This is a genomic window from Candidatus Lokiarchaeum ossiferum (assembly GCA_025839675.1).
Classification (GTDB): Archaea; Asgardarchaeota; Lokiarchaeia; order Sigyniarchaeales; family Promethearchaeaceae; genus Lokiarchaeum; species Lokiarchaeum ossiferum.
Genome location: CP104013.1, coordinates 146814 through 170619, shown reverse-complemented (window position 1 = coordinate 170619; position 23806 = coordinate 146814). Strand labels below are relative to the sequence as shown.

General features: G+C 33.4%; 20 protein-coding genes. 11 read left to right on the top strand and 9 right to left on the bottom strand.

Going from position 1 to position 23806, the window contains the following annotated elements:
- Positions 1-17: 17 nt before the first annotated feature.
- Entirely contained in the window at positions 18-1292 is a 1275-nt protein-coding gene (locus NEF87_RS00730; protein ID WP_457918205.1) for a hypothetical protein, read from the top strand.
- A gap of 129 nt (positions 1293-1421) precedes the next feature.
- Here NEF87_RS00730 and NEF87_RS00725 read toward each other — a convergent pair whose 3' ends face one another.
- Together NEF87_RS00725 and NEF87_RS00720 are read right to left on the bottom strand one after the other, a co-directional pair.
- On the bottom strand, positions 1422-2183 hold the full coding sequence (locus NEF87_RS00725; RefSeq protein ID WP_457918204.1) for a CPBP family intramembrane glutamic endopeptidase: 762 nt from the start codon (positions 2181-2183) through the stop codon (positions 1422-1424).
- Positions 2184-2325: 142 nt separating this feature from the next.
- The gene (locus NEF87_RS00720) at positions 2326-3063 is read right to left on the bottom strand and encodes a CPBP family intramembrane glutamic endopeptidase (protein WP_457918203.1); all 738 of its coding nucleotides are present in this window, start codon (positions 3061-3063) and stop codon (positions 2326-2328) included.
- Between the two features lie 341 nt (positions 3064-3404).
- Between NEF87_RS00720 and NEF87_RS00715 the strand changes: the two genes are divergently transcribed.
- Both NEF87_RS00715 and NEF87_RS00710 read left to right on the top strand, forming a co-directional pair.
- Positions 3405-4739, top strand: coding sequence for an MFS transporter (locus tag NEF87_RS00715; protein WP_457918202.1), 1335 nt, complete (start codon positions 3405-3407; stop codon positions 4737-4739).
- A gap of 57 nt (positions 4740-4796) precedes the next feature.
- Entirely contained in the window at positions 4797-6140 is a 1344-nt protein-coding gene (locus NEF87_RS00710) for an MFS transporter (protein ID WP_457918201.1), read from the top strand.
- A gap of 140 nt (positions 6141-6280) precedes the next feature.
- Here the strand turns inward: NEF87_RS00710 and NEF87_RS00705 are convergent, their stop codons facing one another.
- Positions 6281-7864 (bottom strand): amidohydrolase, encoded by a 1584-nt coding sequence (locus tag NEF87_RS00705; protein WP_457918200.1) that lies wholly within the window; start codon positions 7862-7864, stop codon positions 6281-6283.
- A gap of 103 nt (positions 7865-7967) precedes the next feature.
- On the opposite strand from NEF87_RS00705, the gene NEF87_RS00700 reads away from it, so the two are divergent.
- Positions 7968-9047, top strand: coding sequence for a hypothetical protein (locus tag NEF87_RS00700; RefSeq protein WP_371804440.1), 1080 nt, complete (start codon positions 7968-7970; stop codon positions 9045-9047).
- A gap of 11 nt (positions 9048-9058) precedes the next feature.
- Here the strand turns inward: NEF87_RS00700 and NEF87_RS00695 are convergent, their stop codons facing one another.
- Complete coding sequence (locus NEF87_RS00695; RefSeq protein ID WP_457918199.1) at positions 9059-11380, bottom strand: N-6 DNA methylase; 2322 nt, start codon at positions 11378-11380, stop codon at positions 9059-9061.
- A 110-nt stretch (positions 11381-11490) separates the two neighbouring features.
- Here NEF87_RS00695 and NEF87_RS00690 point away from each other — a divergent pair, with 110 nt between their 5' ends.
- Positions 11491-12663, top strand: coding sequence for an NAD-binding protein (locus NEF87_RS00690; RefSeq protein WP_457918198.1), 1173 nt, complete (start codon positions 11491-11493; stop codon positions 12661-12663).
- 3 nt (positions 12664-12666) lie between these two features.
- On the opposite strand, the gene NEF87_RS00685 is transcribed toward NEF87_RS00690, so the two are convergent.
- From NEF87_RS00685 to NEF87_RS00675, 3 genes are read right to left on the bottom strand one after another with little or no spacing between them, the layout of a single operon-like run.
- Entirely contained in the window at positions 12667-13623 is a 957-nt protein-coding gene (locus NEF87_RS00685) for a deoxyhypusine synthase family protein (RefSeq protein ID WP_457918197.1), read from the bottom strand.
- Positions 13624-13625: 2 nt separating this feature from the next.
- A complete protein-coding gene (locus NEF87_RS00680) occupies positions 13626-14558 on the bottom strand; it encodes an arginase family protein (protein WP_457918196.1) in 933 nt (310 codons plus the stop codon).
- Positions 14559-14605: 47 nt separating this feature from the next.
- A complete protein-coding gene (locus NEF87_RS00675; protein ID WP_371804435.1) occupies positions 14606-15112 on the bottom strand; it encodes a hypothetical protein in 507 nt (168 codons plus the stop codon).
- Between the two features lie 177 nt (positions 15113-15289).
- Between NEF87_RS00675 and NEF87_RS00670 the strand changes: the two genes are divergently transcribed.
- From NEF87_RS00670 to NEF87_RS00660, 3 genes are all read left to right on the top strand, one after another.
- Complete coding sequence (locus tag NEF87_RS00670; RefSeq protein WP_371804434.1) at positions 15290-15997, top strand: hypothetical protein; 708 nt, start codon at positions 15290-15292, stop codon at positions 15995-15997.
- 334 nt (positions 15998-16331) lie between these two features.
- Positions 16332-16586, top strand: a complete 255-nt coding sequence (locus NEF87_RS00665; protein ID WP_457918195.1) for a hypothetical protein — start codon at positions 16332-16334, stop codon at positions 16584-16586.
- A 19-nt stretch (positions 16587-16605) separates the two neighbouring features.
- Complete coding sequence (locus NEF87_RS00660; RefSeq protein ID WP_457918194.1) at positions 16606-17721, top strand: LVIVD repeat-containing protein; 1116 nt, start codon at positions 16606-16608, stop codon at positions 17719-17721.
- A 41-nt stretch (positions 17722-17762) separates the two neighbouring features.
- On the opposite strand, the gene NEF87_RS00655 is transcribed toward NEF87_RS00660, so the two are convergent.
- Both NEF87_RS00655 and NEF87_RS00650 read right to left on the bottom strand, forming a co-directional pair.
- The gene (locus NEF87_RS00655) at positions 17763-18362 is read right to left on the bottom strand and encodes an XTP/dITP diphosphatase (protein ID WP_457918193.1); all 600 of its coding nucleotides are present in this window, start codon (positions 18360-18362) and stop codon (positions 17763-17765) included.
- A gap of 223 nt (positions 18363-18585) precedes the next feature.
- Complete coding sequence (locus NEF87_RS00650) at positions 18586-19515, bottom strand: leucine-rich repeat domain-containing protein (RefSeq protein WP_457918192.1); 930 nt, start codon at positions 19513-19515, stop codon at positions 18586-18588.
- Positions 19516-19915: 400 nt separating this feature from the next.
- On the opposite strand from NEF87_RS00650, the gene NEF87_RS00645 reads away from it, so the two are divergent.
- The 3 genes from NEF87_RS00645 (at position 19916) to NEF87_RS00635 (ending at position 23773) form a co-directional block, all read left to right on the top strand.
- The gene (locus NEF87_RS00645) at positions 19916-22168 is read left to right on the top strand and encodes an ABC transporter substrate-binding protein (RefSeq protein ID WP_457918191.1); all 2253 of its coding nucleotides are present in this window, start codon (positions 19916-19918) and stop codon (positions 22166-22168) included.
- 338 nt (positions 22169-22506) lie between these two features.
- A complete protein-coding gene (locus NEF87_RS00640; RefSeq protein WP_371804428.1) occupies positions 22507-22962 on the top strand; it encodes a 30S ribosomal protein S15 in 456 nt (151 codons plus the stop codon).
- A 13-nt stretch (positions 22963-22975) separates the two neighbouring features.
- On the top strand, positions 22976-23773 hold the full coding sequence (locus NEF87_RS00635) for a 30S ribosomal protein S3ae (protein WP_371804427.1): 798 nt from the start codon (positions 22976-22978) through the stop codon (positions 23771-23773).
- Positions 23774-23806 lie beyond the last annotated feature (33 nt).

Below are 23806 nucleotides of genomic sequence, written 5' to 3'. Positions count from 1 at the left end.
AAAAAATTGTGAAAACTATGACTGAAAACCCATATAATCAAAAAACCCAAAAAGAAATTGATCAAGATCAAAATGAGAAAGAAAAAGCGCTTAAGCTGAAAAAAAGGGTTAAAATAGAAAAAGAAGTATTGCGAATTCTTCGGACGGGTAAAGTTGTCACCAAACTAAACTTAACCCGATTATTGGTGTTAAGAGGATTAGAATATAAGTTTCGTATTAACTTGATATCAAATGCTATCAATCCTGAAATACCAGAATTAGGAGGTGTATTAAAACAACTTCGGTGGAAAAAGAAAATTAAGTTCTCAATTGAAAATGGGAGCCACGTGTTCTATATTAATAAAACAAAGCCCATTAAGGTGAAATCTAAAAAATTGGAATTTAAATGGAAATCCTATAAGATTCCCCAAGGAAAGAATGAAGTATATATGCTATTTAAACTTCCTACCGCCCATGGGGCCTCGCACTTTTTCTCAAGTTGTAATCCAATAGCGACCTTCAAGGGATTTAAGATTGCAATCCCTAAAAAAGCAAAAGAAGAACATAAATTTGATATTTTTAAAGATAAATTAGATGGGTATATTGAAAATAATATATTAATTCTCCGATGCTTCACAACTGAAGAAAAAATCGATAAAACAGCATATACTCTTATTCAAATTGGAAGAAAGATAATAAAAGAAATGCTGCAAATGAGCCGCAATTATTCAAAAGTACCAGTAATCAATGAAGATGAAATGTACATCCCCACAGTTCCGATTTTTCGGGCAAAAGAAAAACAAGCGTTTTACACAACGAAATTTAACAATGTGTTCAAATATTTTTACGATTTTCCTCAATTATTCGAAGGAAAACATGTATTTGGGAACAGCTGCATTCTAACGAAAGAAATTCACGATGAACAATTTGATCTGGCGTCCTTTTTCCCAAAATGTGAAGAATATTTTGCAAATAGGTCAAAATCGTTTATTAACACTGCAATGAGTCAAGATTGGATTATAAACCCCCAAAAAGTGTTAAATTTTGGAGAAAATGCAGAATTGGATGTATTGATTGATCAATATTTAGAGGAAATCAACACGAATAAGATAATAGATGAAAAAATTGACGAAAATATTGAAAAGGGTGAATTTATCAAGGAAACGATATCGAATATTTTATTGACCTTACTAGGTCTATCCTTTTTGGCAGAAGAAACTTGGTTAAAAGGATTACTAGTTGGTACTTTTGTGATCGTCAATTCCATCGCATTTCTTATTCGCCGTAAGAAGCTAAAAGAACGGAAAATTTAATCTCCATTTTTTTTTACTTAATATGAAATGAATTTCTTTACATCTATTTTCTTCTACTAAATTTATCAAAAACCCGCAATGAGTAGATTTTTTTTGATTTAAGAAAAAAATGTTTAGATCCTTACCAGATTAAGCTGCCCAATAGACTTTGAAAACTACTGAAGTAAGATGAATAAGCACATTACTCAAAACATGTAGAAAAATGGGGACATACAGCGATTTTGATTTCTCATATAAATATGCTAAAGGAATACTTATTAAAAAAGCGAGAAACCCTTGTAATAAATTGAGATGCACAATTCCAAAAATGAGGGCACTTAAAAAAACCCCTTTTGATACACCAACCTTATTTCTAATGCTGGAATAAACAAACCCGCGGAAAAAAAATTCTTCACTGATGGGAGCAATAAACCCAATAACAAGGAGTTCGATCCAGAATAGGATACTCAAGTTTTCTTTGGAAAATACGTTCTCGTTAATAAGAATATTCCAAAATTGAGAAAAGGGCATCATTATTAAAATTCCAAAAATAACGTAAGTTAAGATTATCAAAAAGCCATAAGAGAGCCATTTGGGATTACCGAATGAGATAGGACTCAATCCGAATTCTTGAGCCCCATTTTTCGATGATCTAATACCAAAAAAGTAGAAATATCCTCCAAAAACTAATAGACTGGAGGATCCAAAGGCTAATCTTTGTAAAGGTTCATTATTTGGAATAAGCAATGTAAAGATATAATTGAATAAGTGATAGAGAAAAAACGCCAAAATTGGAATTAGAAGTATTTTTCCCCAAGAAATTCCTTCTTCTTCATCTTTTTCATTTGTTTTCAAACCTGATTCTTTAATTTCTTCTATGTTATGGTGGTTTAAATTTTCATTATTTATCATAAGAATGCACCTTATTTGCTACTATTTAATAATAATTCATTTTATGTTGAATAGGTTTCTCTTAATTTTAATATGCTCTTCCTAAATAGAACAAATATTTTTCAACTGGTTCACCAATAAACATTCATTTTCGTAATTTCATTTAAAAAAAGTGGAGTAATATAGTCAAAAGCCCATTATTTATCATGTGCATGATTATGGGAATGTAAATTGACTCTGAGCGATGATAAAAATAAGCGACAACGATTCCAAAAATAAAAGCAGAGATTCCTTGTAGGATAGAAAAATGTGCAACTCCAAAAAAAATTGAACTCAAAATAATAGCGAACCATATGTGTGTTTTCTGGCATAGACCTTTAAAAAGAAAGGCACGAAAGAATAATTCTTCCCCAATTGGAACCATTAGAGCAGTAACTGTGAAATCAAGTAAAAATGGAGAAGGGTCAGCACTTGTTCTAGATGGAGGACTAATTCCAGGAAAAAGATCAATTAAAATAATCATCAGAACAATGCGGACAATTAACAATACGATTGCACTCAAGATTGCCAAAATAATCCACTTTTTTGATCCGAATTCAATTGGTTTTATACCTGTTATGAGTAGATCTAATTTTCTTGAACGGAGACCAAAAATCCAGAAAAATCCCCCAAATACAATTAAATTAGTCAAACCGGCAAGATAATTAAACAAATTCGGATTTTTTCCCAGGAAATAGTTCAATCCAAAAAGAAGACCTTGATAAATTAACCAAACAATGATAGGGGCGAGGAGCAATTGAAACCATTTAAAAGTCTTAAAGGGTTGAAAATCTATTGAATCGAAATTGCGGGTATTGAGATATTTTTCAGCTTGTCGATTATAATGAGAGGTTTTATCCATAGTGGGGCATCCAAATAGTTAAACTTAAAAAAGTATATCACCAAATTAAATTTTTGTAATGAAATACCTTCGGGGTTCATTTTTTTTAGACAAAAGTCAATCCTTGGCTTCTTGAAATGTAACTTTTTTTTTACTCAAAGAATACATATTTTGATACACACTAAAATACACATATTTAAATATGATACACACCATAATTATATCATACTTTAAATTTCGCATACGAAAATTATTTTGTAGGGATATCCCGTTTTTCTCACCTTAATGTTAATTGGAAAACTAGTGATATTCAGGCAAAAAAAGTCCATTCTTATGCCGAAATAAAAGGATTGAGTATAGATATGGAAAAACAACTCACAATTGAAAAAAATAATAAAACCTTTAAAATGTATATCATTTTCTTTATTGGACAAAGTATCTCGTTATTCGGATCATCAATCGTTCAATTTGCTGGCACATGGTGGATAACAGAACAATCTCAAGACCCTCTTTACATGTCCATTTTAATGTTACTTATGTTCGTTCCTCAACTCATCATCGGACCAATAGCTGGTGTATTGGCAGACAAATTTAGCCGTAAAAAAATCATTATTCTTTCCGATGCATTTCAAGCCCTAGTTACCTTAGCGATTATTATCTTTGCTGCAACAATTACTAATGATTTATGGTTATTCATAGTTTTCTTATCGATACGTTATGTTGGACAAGCATTTCAACAACCTGCTGTAAAAACTGTTATTCCTATGCTCGTACCTGATGATAAAATAGGACAAATCAATGGAATCTCTTCATTATTGCAGGCACTCTTAACCATGGGATCACCATTTGTGGGTGCAATCTTGTTAAACTACTACACTATTTCGCAAATAATGATCATCGATATTATTTCTTTTGGAATCGCAATGCTCCCCTTAATATTCATTTCATTCCCAAATATTCATCAAATGGCAACTTCTTCCGCTAAAAATGAAGAAAAGAAAACCAAAATAAAGTCTTCATTTTTCACCGATTTTAAAATTGGGCTGAAAGGAATTAGTGAAACACCGGGATTATGGATTTTAATTATCTCCGTACTTTTTACAAATCTCGCCGCAACACCGGTCAATGTTCTTGCTTCTTATTTTGTTCTGTATGATCATGGAGGATCGGCATTGATATACTCTATTATTGGAGCATGTATTACAATCGGTGTAATCGGGGGATCAATCTTCATGTCAATAAAGAAAAAATGGAAAAATCGCAGACGAAGTTATATCTTGTTCCATTTTCTGACATATGGGGGATTGATCATTATTGGTTTAGCGCCAAGAGGGGCGTTTTGGATGATTGCCTTAGGAGGATTTTTGATGATGGCAAGTATTCCCATGATAAACAACTTTTACATTACCTACATGCAAGTGATTGTTCCCAAAGAAAAACAAGGCAGAGTATTTTCAATGGACACTTTCTTTAGTACAGTGGCGACTCCTATAGGAATGGTTGGAGCAGCTCCACTAGCTAATTTAATTGGTAATAGCATGGTGTTCACACTCTGTGGCATTATAGCATTTGGAATCTTAGCCCTTTTCAGTCTCACAAAACAATACTCAAAAGTTCAATTTGATGCAATTGATGCACAAGATCACATAGAAAATTTAGAAACAACAGATCCAGTATTAATTACAGAAGTGGCTTAATCTATTGATGATATCTTCGGATTTTTTTTTTTGATAAATTCAAATGAAGTGAAAAAAATGGAAGAAACAAACTCAAATCAACCAATAATTGAAAAAAACAATAAAACTTTCAAAATGTATTTAATATTTTGGATTGGCCAACTGATTTCTCTCTTCGGTTCAAGTGTAGTTCAATTTGCAGGATCTTGGTGGATTACTGAACAATCTGCAAATCCAATTTACATGAGTTTAATGATGCTTTTTATGTTTTTACCAAATATACTTTTTGGCGCATTAGCGGGAGTATTAGCAGATCGTTATAATAAAAAGGTTATAATTTTCCTATCGGATGCTTATCAAGCACTTGTAACTTTAGGATTAATCCTATTTGCAATATTCTTATCTTCAAGTATTTGGACTTTTATTATTTTCATGGGGATTCGATACATTGGGAGCGCTTTTCAACGACCCGCGGTCAATACAATTATTCCTTTGATGGTACCTGATGAAAAATTATCACAAATAAATGGACTTAATTCTTTACTTCAAGCGTTAGTTCAAATGGTATCCCCATTTATTGGAGCGCTATTAGTCTCAAAATATTCAATTTTTCAGATAATGTGGCTAGATATTATAACTTTCATAATTGGTTTCATCCCACTTCTAATAATCAAGATTCCAAAAGTTCAAAAAGTCTCAAGTCTACTTAAAGAAGCGAATATCGAAAAGAAAAATACCAAATCATCGTATTTTCAAGATTTCAAGGAAGGAATGCAAACTATCAAAGACACACCTGGATTGTGGGTTTTAATAACTACTGCAATTTTTAACAATTTGCTGATTACCCCAATCAATGTACTGACAACTTATTTTATTCTTTATGATCATGGAGGAGATGCTAATACTTACGCAATTGTCTCCATTTTTATAACAGCAGGAATAATAGGTGGGTCCATTCTTATGTCGGTAAAAAAAACATGGAAAAGAAAACGATTTCACTTTTCTATCTGGCACTACATTGCATTTGGAGGGTATGCTCTAGTTGGTTTAGCACCTTTCGGTCAATTTTGGTTGATCAGCTTAGGAGGATTCATACTTCTATTTTCAATCCCAGTCATCAATACATTCTATTTGACCTATATTCAAATTTCTGTACCTAAGGACAAACTAGGAAGAGTCTTTTCATTAGACTCAGTTTTTAGTGCAATTGCCACACCAATTGGAATGATGTTGGCGGCTCCATTAGGAATATATCTTGGAATTGGGAATCTTTTCACAATATGTGCATTCATTGCGATGGGAATAATTTCAATCTTCATTCTTACAAGACAAATGCATAAAATTGATTTTGAAAGATTTGAAGGTGCTTCGGAACCAATGGAATCAGACACAATAAAAGAGACCTCAATCATAGTGGAATAATTCGAATATTTATCTTTTTTTTTCCAATATCTTCTTGTGCCACTAGAAAGCAGTATATAGATTATTTCACTACAAATGAGGAAAAAAAAAAAGCAATCTTGTGAAAAAAGTGTTTTCAACAGAAACTAACAAAAAACGAATTATGTCTTAGGTTTCTTTCCAATGAGTCCATTCCAAAGCATACTTGGTATACCCATCCCAGATTTGTATTTTTGACCAGAAAGATAGAGTTGCTCCACCTTTAACGAAAGTAAGTTAGCCGGTTTAACCTTGAGTGGATTTTTATTCAAAATAACCAAATCGGCAATTTTTCCTTGCTCTAAACTACCTCGATCGTGATCATCAAAGGTTGTCCAAGCCACTTCAGAAGTATACATATGTAAAGCTTCTTGAACAGTTAGGGATTGACTTGGATCATAAGGATGATTGCATGCCCCATAAATTCCTTCAATTGGATTAGGATGGGTCACTGGGGCATCAGAGCCTCCACTAAGATGGATCCCTGCATCTTTGATCTTACGGAGAGGGGAACTAGATTTGACTCTTGAACCCAAAATTTCTTCTAGATATTCAATGGGTTCTAGCGGACTAATTAAAAATCCTGGTTGAAGTGTTATTCCGATCCCAAGTCGGGCAATTTTTTCCATATCCTCAGGACGAATTAAACAGGCATGAATAATTGTATGGCGGTGATCATCTCTAGGAAAATCTTCCAACGCTTGTTCAATGGCATTGACTGCACGAGTTACCGCTGCATCCCCTATAGCGTGCATTTCAATTTGCAATCCAGCGCGATTGGCTTTTTTAGCAAAATTATAAACTTCATCTTCGGATTGAAACAAAATTCCATTATTATCAAGATCGTTGGAATAAGGTTCATGCAATGCGGCGTCGCATGCACCAAAACAGCCATCTAACGCTGTTGCAAAACATCCACCAATTCGAGGCAATTTTCGTTTCAAAACTTTTTCAATTTCCATTGTTTGGAAGAAAATACGAGATTGAAATGAATTTCTCTTCGTTTTTGCTTTGGCAATAAGACTTACAAGAGTTACATCGAGATCATTAGGAAACCCAATACCTTCTGTTGCATGGATCATCCCAACTCCATATTTTGCAATTATATCATAACTTTTTATCATGCTGTTTATGAGAGTAATAGGCGAAATTAATGAGGTGGCATAATCAACACCATCGTAATAAGCTTCATTAAATAAATATCCTTGATCTGCGTTGAATCCTCGAAGTTTTTGGATCTTTTCAGGAAATTTATTCATCATAACAGAATTACAAATCGCAGAATGTCCATCATAGCATACTATGACTAAGGGTATTTTGGGGCAAACCGAATCAAGTTCTTGTCTAGGAATTAATCTTTTTTCTTCAACACTATGTTTCGAGGCCCCAAACGCGATTATTATTTTCTTTTTCGGATGCTTTGTTATGAATTTTGTAATTTGGGATTTGATATCTTCAAAATTTTTCGCTTCTCTCACATCAAAATAGGTTCCAGCAAACAGTGCGTAATTGCTAAAATGCATATGGCCATCCCCAAAAGAGGGAAGGAGAGCTTTTTCTTGCAGTTCAATGATTTTTCCATGATGATCATATTCATTTGGAAGATCATCCCCAACATAGATAATTTTGCCTTGATCTTCCACAAGGTACTTGAATACATGATTTTCTTTATCGCAAGTGATTATTGGCCCATGAAATATTTGCATAGGTAAATATCAATTTAAGAATTTAAAAGTGATTCATTCCCTCAAAAAAATAGAATTGTAGTAGAAAAGGTAAATAAGGTGTCAAGTGAAATATATTTTGTATATGCCTTTAATTTCCTTTTATAAAAATAAAATTACGGAAGAAATCTATGAGACTTCTGATAATCCCTTCCAGATAATTTTAACTCACTTCGATACCCATCGAGGACCTGTGGTTTTTTTGGCCAGTCCTCCCGAAGTTAAATCGCATATCGATACCTTGGTCTGCAATTTGCTTGATCTAAACTTGCCCGAAGGATTTTTTGAACATCGAATAGTGGAGAAAGGATTGACCTTAGGAAACTATATTTTTGAGATTGAATCTGAATGGGCCCGAGGTAGCATAGAATCGGTAATGTTAACAGTTGTCTTAAATTCTAACCAAAAATTCAGTTCAGTAAAAGAGTTTATGCTCCAAATTGCAGATAAATTTAAAACAAAAGAAAATCTCTACAAAGGATTTTACAGCGAAAAAGAAAAAAAAGATGAAGAAATCCGAGATTTTCTCTATTTTCTTAATTATACTATCTCATCCAGTGCGAGATTCTTAGAACGTTATTTAAATTCTATTCAATTGGGAAGAATACTTGTTATTGGTAATAAAAAAGCGGGTAAACAAAGATTAATTGATAATGTTTCTACAGATCATCAAAAATTGTATGTTGATATGTTCAAAAATGCGTCGACATATACAGAATCAGATGATTTAGCTTCAATTACCCCAGGAAAGTTAATATTAAAACAATTTTTAGAGCAAGTTGAATTTTGGGCATATGATTTAGATACGATTCCTTGCAAAATGTGGTTCGATGTTTGCAAAAAGCCCATAGCTATAATAGCAGTATTTGATCCTATAACACCCCGTGAAGAAATCGCTAAACTCCATTCAAATTTTCAAAAAGTTTTTGATCATTATTGTTCTGACAGAATAAATGAACCAAAAAGACAAAAAATACCCATAATTCTCTTAGCTAATGAATCAGATAAAATTAATAACTATACAACAGAGGAAATTTATAATCTAATACATTTTGATCATTTGAATCTGAATTCAGGATTTAGCATTGTTTCAATTGAGAAAAATTATGGAATAGAAGAATCTCTCCTTTGGATTATCATGCAATTAGTTGATATTAATAAATAGAAGAATATTTTTCACTCTGCGTTTAATTTTATCATAGAAAGAAAAAGATTATCAATTTTTGAAATTATTTCGACATATTTTGAGCTTGTTTTCAATATTTTATAGACATTCCTTCGGGATTTTTTTAATAACTTGTTGGTAAAATGAGGAAAAGAGTGATTTGAAATAATCTTATTAGATATTAGAACATTTCTGGAAACATTTTCTAGTTGTTTCGATAATTCAACAATTTTCATTTGTTCTTGCTGAAAATTAAACTTTGGAAGAGGAAACATCCAGGGAGCCATATGAATGACTCGTATACTCCCATTCGCCCCAATTGTACAAACACGGGGAAGATTTTTTTGTAGAAGAGAAGAGTTTAACCATGCTAACAAATAATATGCTTCATTCCTGTCATTACATGCAATATAATAAAATGTAACATCAATTACTATATTTGGATGGTTGATGATGGCTGCTTTACAATAAGAGCCTCCAACAGGATAAACTACCTTAATAGGAGCAATCATATCGGGATTTTGAATTTTTTTTCCATAATTTAGACTATCCATCAAAGTTTGATTTTTTGCAGTAGGTTTTCGGTGTTTTTTGTAAATATCTTCAAGTAGATTAAGATGGTCACGGGAATGTGCACCTAACTCCTCATTTTTTTTTAACATATAGTGTCCATCATAGATTTTAAGTGGTAAAAAGGCATAGTGAAAGTTATTCAAAGCAAAGGGGATTAAGTCAGTACTTTTAACAACCAAATGAAGATCACTGCTGTCAATTTGGGAAGATTTATACGGAGTAAAATCCCATCGTGAACTCTGAGTTGATTTCATTTGATCTAGATCAGGAAAAATCTCCAATTTTTGAGTTTCAGGGTTTTTAAAAGCAACATTGACGGATTTGGTGGATTGGATAAAAATTAACCTTCTAGGGGTGATATCTATACCTCTTTTTACAGAAGAATAATATCCGGATTTCTTTATCGGTAAAATAAATTCTTCCGTGCTTTTAGTATAATACTTTCCGACTAAAGGTTTTCCACGATGATAGGAAATATGAGATGCTTCCAAGCATTCTTTTCGAGTTCTTGACCACGAATTTGATTCTTCAAACAAATGATAGTATTCTGCAGTAATAATTTGAAAATCATCGTTTCGAGAAGCATTTTGATCATTTTGAGCAATTAAATACATCGAATGTATTGGAAAGAAGTCGGGTATTATGTGATAGCTGTGCAAGTTCTTCAATCCTTCAAATCGACGGAATTTCGAATGTTGCGTTGCAGTTAATAAACTAGCAGGAAGTAAAAAACCAATATGGCCATTTTCGGTAAGTAAATTATGCTGTAAAATTTTGAATAGAACAGTTGCAATTTCTAAATTGGATTGATTCTTCCATGTCATAAAAATATCAAATTCCTTTCCAACTGAAATGATCAATTCCTTAATTTGAGGGTTTTGGATGTTGTTTATCACATTCCATGGAAGATTTCCGATAATTATATCAAAGTGATGTTTATAATCATGATTCTCTGATAAATTATGGAATTTAAAAACATCTTGACAAGAAAAATTCTGACACATTTTTTGATAAAATCCTGAAGAGAAATTATATTCACATAGTAGGTTGACTATGTTAGCAAGAGTAGCCAAAATTGCAACGGGATTTTCATCGTTCCCGTAAATATTTAAAATGTGATTTTTCTTTTGCTCGATATTCTCTGTAGTATTAATAATCTTTTTTATTAGGGGCAGAAGAATACTTCCGGATCCACAAGTTGGATCTATTAATTTTCGGGATTGTCTGAAAATTTGAGTTTTTACTAGGATTTCCATAAAAAAATTACTTAAAATCTGGGGAGTATAAAACATCCCTTTTTCTTCTCGTAAATTAATCATTAGTATTTCATTTAGCAGATCACCAAACAAATCTTCTTTTGCGATGACTACATTTCCTTTAAAATTCGAAGGGAAAGTTTCTTTAAGATTTGGGAATAATTCTTTCTGATAATCGTGTGTCCAATAATAATAAACCCAATAATCTTTTGACAAATTGAATTTAGGGGCAATAAAATGGACACAAGTATTCAAAACTTGGAATAAATAGCTGTATCTAAAAAAGAAAAGGGAAGTTTCTTTTATAGGACCATCCTCGGTAAGATTAAGTGATGAGGATTTCAGTCTAATATGGTTTTGTGTAAACTTGGAGGCTTGCCACTTCTTTAGGGAGGTTAAAATTTTTGGATCGTTAAGGAAGCTTGCGGTATTTTCTTGATATATCTGAAAACAATCTGAATTGATTCCGAATTGATTACAAATCCAAATATGATCAATTAACATGCTGGTATTTCCCAATGTACACTTATTAGGCTCAAATAAAAAGGTATTTGTCTCTTTTAATATATATTGAAAAAGTAGTGTTTATATGGATTAACTCCCAAGATTTATGCATGAGTTTAAACACTTTTTTAATTGATTTAAAATTAAAAATCAAACAAAACAAATGGCCTATTATGGTATGCATTGGTTTTTGGTTGATGGGTTTTATTTTTTTTTACCTCGTAGAAAATGATAAAGCAATTGGAAATATTCTTCTTATTTCCTTTGGAATTCGCAATTCAAATAATCATTCGGATATGGCCGGTCTTTATAATCTAGTTTGGCCAGTACTATTAGAAACAATTATTTTAGGATTCATTTTTGGAGCACTCTTTAAAAAATATAACCCAGTAATTACCTCCCAGATTCTAGCAAAACACCAGCGAAACCATACGATTGTAATCGGATCCACTCATTTAGGGGAGAGAATTATTGAGTATTTGCAATTGAATAATAAAAATTTCGTTTTGATAGAACGAGAAGATAATAAGGTTGAAAATCTCATAAATTCTTCCGCACCGGTAGTAATTGGAGATGCAACAGATGATGAAATTTTGATAGATGCCTCAATTTCAAAAGCCAAAGAAGTATTTATCACTATAAATGACGCACGGGATTCAATTGTGATTTGTAATAAAATTAGAGACATTAATAAAGATTGTGCTCTATATGTGCGATTGTTTGGGGATTATTACTATAAGTACTTGGCTCAGGAACCAATTAACGCATTTTCTTTCTCGACATCCAAATGGGCAATGAGTTCAATCAAAGAATGGTCTCAAGGAGAGACAGGAAAAACATTGGTTCTTGGAAGAGATAATTTATCCCAACGAATTGCCGAGTATTTAGGCAAAGACCAGAGTCGTCCGACAGTCATCATGGATGAACATATCGATTCCGACTTGTATGATGAAGAATCAGCCATTAACGCAATTTCAGATAGTGCTAATCGGTTGCGTTTTATTGAAGATCACATTAATCTGAATGAAGTAACTCAAATTTTCATTGTATGGAAGGAAGAAGAGGAATTTTCTGATTCCCTTTACTTATGTACCCGGTTAAATCAAAAATATCCATCAATAAAGGTCTATGTCAGAATATTCGATGAAGAATTAGCCGCAATTATGGAGCGATTTAATGCAACAACATTCTCAACTTCAGCGTATGCCTTTAACATGCTTCAAAAACAAGTTCAAAAAGATTCTGCAATTTATAAAAAAAAAGTGATCTTGACAAAGGAATAAAATTTACAAAGTTCCTTCTAGTTTTTTTTGTTTTAGATAAGATAGAATAATCGGCATTGCAATAGTGGCATCCAAATGCACTTGAGAAGATTCACCTTTCGCATTAATTTTCCCCCAAGAAACCGCTTCACTTAAAGAAGCTGATGACAAACCTCCTGCCGAAACTTGAGCATCAGTTGTGATTTGCACAACGAATTTCGCAGAATTGGGTGAAAATTGCATGGCTTGGAAAATGAAATTCTTGGGCACTCCTCCTCCACAGATAAAGACTCCAGGAACTTTGGTATCCCATGCTTTATTTATCATTTCATTTAAATCTTCAAAATGGTTCAAATTGATATTAGGATACTTGAACATAAGCTGCATGCCCAAACCAGAATCAGTAAAGGCTGGACAATAGATTGGAATTTGTTTATCATAGCAGATACGTAAGACGGATTTACTATCTTGGGGTAAATGCTTACCAACTTCCCAAATGGCTTCTTTTAAAGAAGATTTTGGATCTAGTTTCCATGTCCCAATCCAATCTTCCATATTTTCATAAATCGAATTGGGCATATACACATCATAAATTCGGTTTAACTCATCTTCATGCAGTGCAGCGTCAGTTTGTTTATCTTCAGTAGCGTGTCCTTGAAGGTGGTGATCTCCTAAGGCTTCAGCTAGATCATGGGTTAGATTGGCTCCAGTTGTCACCAATACATCAATAAAACCTTCATCTATAAAGTCGTAAACAACTTTTTGCATACCCACGGGTACCATTGCTCCCGATAAAGCAAAGAATTTCACACATTCTTTATCTTGGCACATTTTTTCATAAATCTTGCAAGCACGTGCTAATCGTTTGGCATTAAATCCCATATTATCCCAGGATTCTACTATTTGAACTATATCAGCACTTGGAGGAAAAGTGGCTTGTTTTACTGCTTTTCCTTGATAATTGTCATTTGCTTCTTTCATTTTTAGTCCTCTTTCTCAGTAATAAAGGCCATCGTTTCAGTAATTAATTTTACTGCAGTAATTTGAGTTAATTTTGAGGGGAGATCCATATCAGGCGCCACTTCGACTAAATCCATCCCAATGAGAGTAAAATTCTGAATTATTTTCTGAAGGAATAGCCATAAATCCCGATAGGATAAACCTCCAGGAAGAGTATATCCTGTTCCGGGAGCAACAGCTCCATCTAATGCATCAATATCGATGGATAAGTATATTTTGGTTATGTTTTTCGCCCTATAATACGTAATTAGCTTCTCAATTTGATTTTGTAATTGATCGTAGGGATATAACTCATAGGCATTTACCCAATACAGGCCATCAGTTCGGGCGAGTTCATATTCTGGAATATCCGCATCCCGAATCCCAATTACCGCCACATGCTCGGGGTCAATATTTGGCAAATCAGTAATTCTTTTGGTCACCGTACAGTGAAAATCCGTTTCCACATCCAACCATTTATCATAGTAATCAAGATGGGCATCAAAAATGATGACTCCTATTTTCTCTTGGGATTTTTCCGCGTATATTTCAGAAAGAGCTTTTACAACTGGATAGGTGCAATAATGATCACCCCCAATCATAATTGGCAAGAGGGAGGCACTTTTCCAAGGTAAAAACTCTTTGACAAATTCTATGATATTGGATCGTGATTTATCAGGCAAGGAAGGATAAATATTCACATCCCCAAAATCCGCCGCAGCAAATTCTTCAATATTATGTCCTTTTTCGGTCATACGGGCAAGATGAGAGGTGATTTCCCGAAGTTTTAAGGGGGCGGCGCGGGCACATCCTTGCATATGAGTTGAATTCGCATCCCAAGGGATACCAAATATTGCAAATTTGGTAAGGGTATCGATATCCCCACGGGGATAATCATAAAAAGTATACGGTAACATAGTGAATCTCCTTTTTCGGAAAAGAATAATATAGAAATAAGGGAAAATTACTCCTTAAGATTTTCGGTTTTCTTATAAAAAACAAGATTTATGACGCAAGATTCATCGGTTGTTTCTTTCTTTACAATATGATATTCTACATTTAATCCAGTGAGCATTTTCAGTGCAGTTTCAAAATATCCCACAGTAAATTCACATAAAGTCCCCCCATATTCTAATTCTGTTCTCCCTTTAATCGTCTGGCGAAATGTGCATTCATTTTTGATTTTAATGATGATCCGATCACTTAAAGTCTCTTGACTAATAACTTCAGAATTAAATAATTTTGTAATTGTGTTTTCAAATAACGAAAATGCTGCGGAAGGAATTTTAAACGGATCATCCAAGGATTTATCATATTTTTCTAGTATTTGGTTGGCCACAATCTCGGCGGGTTTTTGCCCTAACCGATTTAATAATGCTTTCACGGTACTTTCTCCCCATGTTTTTTGGGTTTCCAAGAAATATGACCCAAATAATATCCGTAACCCGATTAATTCTTTTTTCAAATCCATACCAAGTGTATTTAGGTGATTGAATGTATAAACTTTTTTCCTTTTGAATTGAAAAGACAAAATTTAGAAATTCTAATATTCCATGTAATTTGGCCAACAACTGGTGGAAAAAATATTTATAATTCCAAACCAATATGATTACATTAGGATAAATACTAAAAACTAAGTGATCAAATTATGGGTTTCGCAGCAACTGAAATAATTCTACTTATAACGTTTGGATTGATCTATGGGATATTTTTAGTCTATGATCTCTTCAAAAGAGGAGATAATTACGGGACGTTAGCCTACATCTTCGCTTTACTACCCGGAAATTATCTATGGTATATCGTTACAAAGAATGCGATGTATGATTTTGGGGCAACAGGTGCATCTATGGTTCTTGTATGCCTTTGGCTATTTGCAGTCTTTCGAGATATATTAATAAAGGATAAAAGTGAGGGCTATAAAGATGCAGATGATGTGGTCTTAGTTCTAATTATTGCTTTAATTTTAAATTTTATTTTATCTGCAGTGTTACCTGCATTTACAAGTTTAAATTTTATGGCAAATGGAACTAAAGAATTTTGGACATGGTTTCGAATTCCGGAAACGTTCCATATATTTACCTATTCGCCTTCAGCAGCAATAATTTTAGTGTATAAAATAATGTGCACTGTGTTAACTTTGACGGTTATTATTCCTTTGATCATTGATTTAAAAGAGACACCTGTAAATATTGTTGCCTTAATAATAATCACAATCATATTTGCCGTACCTTTTGGATTTTTAGCCTATTTATGGGCAGGAAATTCAACACCTATGATCCCCGTCTTGCTTTTCTTATTTTCGGTGATCTTTTTCATCTTTTTGCTCCTTATTACCAAGGGACAAAAGGAAAACTAATCTTGTTTTTCTGGTTTTTTTCCTTTTCCCTATCTTTTTCTCTTTTTCTCTTATGATTCCTTTGAATCGTCAATTTTTGCTCTAAAACAATAAAAAATAGAGGTTTTATGACTAATTCAATTTCTAAATAATTAATTCATGAGCTAATAATTTTGATTATGAATTGAAAAATTATAATTAGACAACTAAAATATTGTTTATGAGTACTTAGTTCATGATCAGGGTTCAAATCCAATGAACTCAAAATTATTATTTCTTGAAATGATTTATATTCATCAACACTATTGTAAGTTTAAAATCAGCTCAACTAACAATAGTGAAATCCATGAGATTCATGACTGATCAAGAATCATCCTTACTCAATTTAGATATGCTATTTTTCAGGTGGATTTATTTCTTATACTTAAAATTAACTCTTGATACAACGATATACAGCTTGATTGGCTTTGCCATATTCTCTATGGGCAATATTTTCTTCTTGGTTAAAAAACCAAAATTGCTTAGATATAAATTTGAAACGATTATTGCCAAGAATAATAATCGATTGCTTGGATGGACCGAGAAAAAAACTATAACAACTCCGTGTTAAAAAAAAAAATGTGATAATTATGAAATATAAAACAAAATTTTTGATTTGCATTGGTATTATCTTACTGATGGGTGGAATATTTCCCGGAAATTTTACGAAAGCTTCCGGAACGAGGTTTCCTATGAAAGAGATTGGTTTAATTGAAACCAATGGTATGGTTACCGATGTTGTTGTGAAAAATAATATCAGCTACATTGCTGATGATATCAATGGATTTCTGATGTATAATGTAAGTGATCCTGAAAATCCTACGCAATTATTCCAAGATTCAGGCGCTAAAAAAGCCAATGGGATATTTGTTAAACACGATTTGGCTTTTATTGCCATTTTATTTGGGGGGTTAAGGATATATAATATTAGCGACCCTATGGCTCCAACATATCTTAGCAGTTATCACGATGCGGGAGCGATTATCGATGTTTATGTTGAAGATGAATTAGCCTATCTCAGTGATCATGGGACCGTTTCTGGATCTTCTGCGGGTATTAAAATAGTGAATGTGAGTGATCCTTACCACCCTAACAAAATAGTCCATTTTCAGAGTGGTGGGAAACCCAGTAATTTGTTTGTCCAAAATCAAACTGTATTTTCAGCCGATTATGAATTTGGATTTGAAATTATAAATGCCAGCCTTCCATCCAACTTAAATACTCTTTCAAAAATGAATCGTTCCCCCGGATACTTCGGTGTTTTTGTTGAAAAGGAGTATGCCTATTTCACCGATAATTCCTTAGAAAAAGGGCTTCATATATACAATATTAACAACCACTCCAAGCCAATACATGTCAGTCATTATTCTTTAGAAGGAGATCCATGTGATTTACAAGTGAAGAATGGGATTGCCTATATTGCAGATATGGAAAAGGGAGTTTACTTAGTGAATATTTCAGATCCAACTAACCCAACACAATTGGGACATTTTTCGGATGGTGGAGAACCATTTGATGTCGAAATATGTGGCAATTTAATATATGTAGCAGATTTAAAAGATGGGGTGAGAATAATCGAAATTTTTGGATTAGATGGAAACAAAACCATCCAAGGGTATAATTTTATTCCTATAGCTCTCTTCCCTGTTATGGTGTTAATTTTTAAATATACCAAGAAAAAAAAACTCCTATCCCATCCAAATTAAGATAGATCTTCCCTATCCAATAGAAATGTTTTTTTTAATTATTAATTTGACCTTGATTGGCTCTTATTCTTTTTGGAATTTAGAAATTCGATCAGTTTCATCATGGCTCTTCGCCGGTGAGAGATCGCATTTTTTTCTTCCATGGTTAATTCCGCAAAAGTACGATCTGGAGTATCCTTCGAGATAAAGATGGGATCAAAGCCAAAACCGGATTTTCCTCTGGCTTCCAGTTCCACGGCTCCCTCATTAATTCCCTTAAAAAACCGTATTTGATAATATTCATCAATATAGGCGATAACACTTTCAAAATGAGCCTTCCGTTGATCAGTCGAACCTAAGATTTTCAGAATCCCCTCGTAACCAATGGTTTTCATGACATAGGAACTATACACCCCTGGAAAACCCTTACACACATCATCAACAAAAAACCCCGCATCTTCAATAAAATACGGTGGTTTGATGACGGTTTTAACACTATTCACTTTGAATTTGGCCACTTCTTCTAAGGAATCCGCTTGTAATTCGGATAATTCTTTGGTGGATTGGATCACCTCATACCCTTCCACCGATGTTTCCAATAATTTTGATACTTCCTCAAATTTATGCTTATTACCTGTAACAAAAGTGATTTTTGTACCCATAAGGATTACAATCCCGAATACAAAAAAAATTTGACTGGTTTCTTGATTTAATTAGAATGTCTAATCGATTTCAAGGACTATATCTCAAAAATATTTAATTAAAAATACTTGATAGATCCTCCCATTGCACTATTTCAATTATGGTTTAAAATGCATCAATGCATCTTTCAATTATGATTTAAAATGTTAATACTAAATATTCCCAAAAATATATTAGAATGACTCATAGTTTGGGATCTATTTCATAGATTGGTTTGATTTGGGGAGATTCTTTCAAAAATAATTTCACTCGAGTTAGAAAAAGATCCCAATTTTTCTTAGAAGCATTATAAATGGAATGATAATTTTGTTCAGAAGTCAAATCTGTGATAAATTTCTCCAGATGTGGTTGACATTGATTTAAATACCAATTTACATGATCAATCGAATGGGTATTGCTATACATCCAAAAATTTCCCGGAAAAATCATTAAGATACGTTGCCAATCATCCAATTTTATTTGAGTTTTAATAATACAGGCAAACCTTAAAAGACATACAATGGTTTTTGAATCCACAAATTCTTCTTGGAATTTATAATAATCAATATCGATATTTTTTGCTGAAATAAGGTGTTCAAAACCTTCGATTTGTAGATCAACTTCACAATTCTTTGGTAAGGTAAAAATTAAATCTTTTAATGAATGCAAATAAGATAATCCTTCAATTTTTACTATATTTATTATTCCTAAGTCTAATACTTGTAAAGATCTAAGATTATCTAAACCTTCAATTTTTCTAATATGTATATTATCACGTATCCGCAATTGTCGGAGTTCAAAATTCTTATCTAAACCTTCTATTTTAGAAATATCATTATAACTGAGATTCAAAGAACGAAGATTACATAAATTATCTAATCCTTCAACTTTTTGAATTAAGTTTCTACTTAATGATAGGTTTTTTAAATTGGTTAAATGACTTAGATTTTCAATTTTATGGATTTGATTATCATTCATTTTAAGAATCTCTATTTTTCTTAAATTATCAAGACCTTCAATTTTTTGTATCTCATTGTGATTTAAAACAAGTGTTACCAAGTCTGTATAAATATTCAGTCCCTCAATTTTTCTCAAACTCTTTTTTGATAAAGATAGATTTCGTAAATTGCTCATTTTCAAATCCTAGTAATATTGTTGATTTTTATTTGTATAAGGTAAATTCAGTCCCTTTTTTCATTAACACATTCAATTTATTTTTAAAACTAGTTCTTTCTTATTATTAAGATCTTTCATACTACTTGGAAAAAAAGAATTTATGTTTCTACAATTATTTCAGAATTTGTTATCTCTTTTATACTAAAAAAATTGGACTGGTTTCTTGGATACCATTGCATTTTTTAATTCTTCGTTCCAGAATAAAATAAAAGGTATTACTTCCCATCTGTCGGAATAGGAAAAAAAAGTATGATTAAAATAATCTGCGCAATATTGGCGGATATATTTTCCACTATCTTCAAATAGCTGAGGAAATAATTATCCATTGTATAAATTCTAAATCTAAAAGGGAAAAAACGTGAAAAAAAAAAACCTAGTTGCTATGTTAGCGGTAATCTTAGGAAGTTTTTTTAGTCCTTTTCTCGTGGCTGGTGAACGAGAATTAAAGCCCCGTCCGTTGATATACGGGACTTCTTCTCTCGTTGTGGATTTAGACCCACAATATGCCTGGGATAGCGCTTCAATCGCCCACATCAATCAAGTCTGCGAAGGGCTTTTCTCTTATGATTTGACCGATCCTAACCTCGCTATCCAGCCACAGTTGGCTAAAGCCTTCGGTGTGTGGGGGACTGAAAGTACAATCAATGGGACCAAGTATAGCTACACCGTTGAATTAAAAACAGGGGTCACATTCCATGACGGTTCGGATTTTGATGCTGAGGATGTGGTTTTCACTTTCGACCGATTGAATCGATTCTGTTCTGCCGAAACGAAAACCCAAATTGCAGAATTATATGAACCCTTAGCAGCGCTTCATCCGAACACACCATTATTGATCTATAGTACCACTGCATTAAATGCGACCCATGTTAAATTTTTATTAAACTATAAATATGCCGCGTTTGTTTCTTTGTTATGTTTTTCTGGTTCGGTTATCCTATCGAATGCAGCAGGTAGCACGCCTGTCGATGATTATTATATAACCGCAACCGATACTTTAATCGGAACAGGGCCATATTACCAACATTCGATGGGAACCCGTTTAACTGAATTCAAATACTTCGAAGATTGGTATGGGGGAGAGGCCCCTGACATCTTAGAAATGCATTGGGTTTTATATGATGATGTTACTTCCAAAAACCAAGATTTCCTTGATGGAGACCTTGATGCAATTGATGGAATCAGCATGGAATTCATGGAAGAATATAAAGCAAGCGAATATCATGACGTGGGAGACCGAATGCAAGGAACTGTCATCATTTATCTCGGATTTGATTGTAACAACATTGACAAATTAACCCGTAATGCGATGCAAGCCGCATTAAATTACACCTATATTATTGAAGAATTAGGTAAAGGTGAAATTGCCCAAATGACCTCTATCGTACCCAAAGGTATTATGTACCACGATTCTTCCATCAAAGCACCCGTTCAAAATATAACTTTAGCTCGCGAAATAATATTACAAGCAATAGCGGAAGGAGAAGGGACTGGAGATTATACATTAGCTCAAGATACAGGATTAACCGCATCTTCAACTGATGATGATTGGGAATCAACTGAAGTCGTTTCTTATACCTACCCCTACAACTCTGGAAATTCCATGCGTGAAGGTGTTGGACAAGTAGCAAAAGCGAACTTTGCTAAAATTGGAATTAAAGTCACCCTTATTGGTTTAACTTGGGGAGAATTCGTTGATTCATTAGATGACGGAACGTGCCAAATCTTTATGTTGGGATGGGGTCCAGACTATAATGATCCGAGCAACTTTATCAACCCATTATTATCCCCCTCCTCAATTGATAACCATGCACATGTGAATGATTCGGAACCTGTTTTTGGATTAAACGCTTTGATGAAAGCGGGTTTAATTGAAACAAACGTGACCAAACGTGAACAAATTTATGATGACATTCAGGCACGTGTAATTGACCAAGGCGTATGTGCATACTTGTACGTTTACAACGCTCAATCGGTGCAATTCACCGGATGTCAAAATACCGCTCGGAATCCTATGAATAAAGTCTATTTTTATCTTTGGAAATTTGATTATTCTACAATTTCTATGGGAGGTGGATATAGTTTCCTAGATGGATTTTTGCTCTTACTAACTTTTGGAGTATTAATCGCTATTGGTGTGGCCATTTTCGTTGGAATTGTGAATCTAATAAGAAAAATTTTTAAACCTAGAGGAGAAAAGCCTGCATTTTTTAATTTTGAAGATTTTACTGAAGTCCCCGAAAAGGCAATTGAAACGAATAATTTCGCCAATTTTGAAAAAAAAATTAACCAACCTTCATCAATTAATAATAACAACAGAATAAATCAAGAACATAAGACCAATCCGGAAAGTAAATCCGAACTGCTAATTAAATTCTCCCGTATCTTAAAAATGAGCTCAGAAATTGATATCCCCTTAGTAGCCCAAGGCTTAGGGCTCGCTGAAGAGGAATTACACGAATATTTAATTGAATGGATGCAAATCCTGCCCTTTCAAATCCAAAATAATCGAATAATCATTGAAAAATTGAAGGAATTTACCGCATCCTTAGATCAAATGTTTGAAAACTGGCAAAACAACGAATTACATGAGGAAGGAAAAAAACTTTAAACCAACCATATCACCGAATTTTTTGATTCATAAATCTACCAATATATATCTACTGAATAAACGTTCCATAATTTACTTTTCTTCTTTTTTGGGTGCAACAATTCGGAAAAAAATATAAATCAGCATAAATTCATAAAATTAGAGACTTTTCCGTTTGTTTAATTTGATATTCCTTTTTCTAAATCGGAAAATTTAATATTTTTGCTTGCTTTATCAACTTACACTCTTCTCACGATCTGTTCAAACTTGAGAAGAGCAACCTTTGAACCATATACCGGAATATTTCACATTTAAGTTTGTTGAATAAACTCGTATTACTTCAATTTGGTGAAACTAACATGGCACGAATGCACAGTCGAAAAAAGGGAAAATCTGGAAGCTCGCGACCTGCGAAACTCGAGATTCAACCATGGTTTCCACACTCTGCTGAAGAAGTGGAAGCAAAAGTCGTAGAATTAGCCCGAAAGGGAGAATCTATGTCACTTATCGGCCTTACATTACGTGATGCATATGGAACCCCTCTTTGTAAAATTGTAACTGGAAAATCGATCTCTCAAATCTTGAAAGAACACGATTTACTCCCTAAGTTACCCGAAGATGTTCTATTTTTATCTCGTAAAGCTGTATCGGTAAGACGACATTTGGAAGAAAACAAAAAGGATTTAGAAGGCCGCAAAGGTTTAAATCGAACCGAAGCAAAAATCCGACGGTTAATCAAATATTATCGTAAAAAGGGCGTTGTAGCAAAAGACTTCAAATATGACCCTGAAAAGATTCAAATTTATCTCCGATAAGGTGAAATGAAAAATGTCAAGCAAATCTAAAAAACGAGGAAGAGGAAAAACCATTGATAACTGGAAGACAAAAGAATGGTACGATGTTTACGCTCCAAAAACATTTAAAGAAGAATTTATTGGTCAAATTCCATCCAGCAATCCAGACAGTGTCATTGGACGCACCTTGGAAATTTTATTGTATGATCTAACCAATAACTTCAAACACACCACTACCAAACTCAAATTCAAAGTTACCGATATTGCTGGTAAACGTGCTAACACTATCTTTTGGGGGCATGAATTAACCCGTGATTTTATCCGCTCTTTGATTCATCGTGGATCATCCCGAATTGATGGAATTTTCAATTATACCACTGCCGATAATGTTGTTTATCGAGTCAGCACTTTTGTTGTCACCCGACGACGGGCCAAGAAAAGTCAAAAAGTCACCATCCGCAAAATTATCCACCAAGTTCTCAATGAATTTGCCAAAAATATGACCCATGAGAAGTTTATTCAAGGAATCGTTAATGGCAAGTTCGCTAAAAACATCTCAAAGATCGCAAAAACCATCTATCCACTTCGAGAATGCCAAGTACGGAAAGTAAAAGTAATCAGTGTCCCTGAAGGCATTAACGACGACATCATTGTCAACGAGGATGAGACTTTTGAAGATGTAATGATTGAATTAGATGAACATGGGAAATCTGTTAAAGCCAAGAAAGTCCGCAAAAAGAAGGAAATGGAATCAGATCCTGAAGCCGCACCGGCTGAAGAAGAAGATGCGGATGAAGAGATTGAAGATCTTCCTAAAGAACTCGCAGAATAAGTTCAAAAATTTTAAATTTTTTTTTTCTACTTC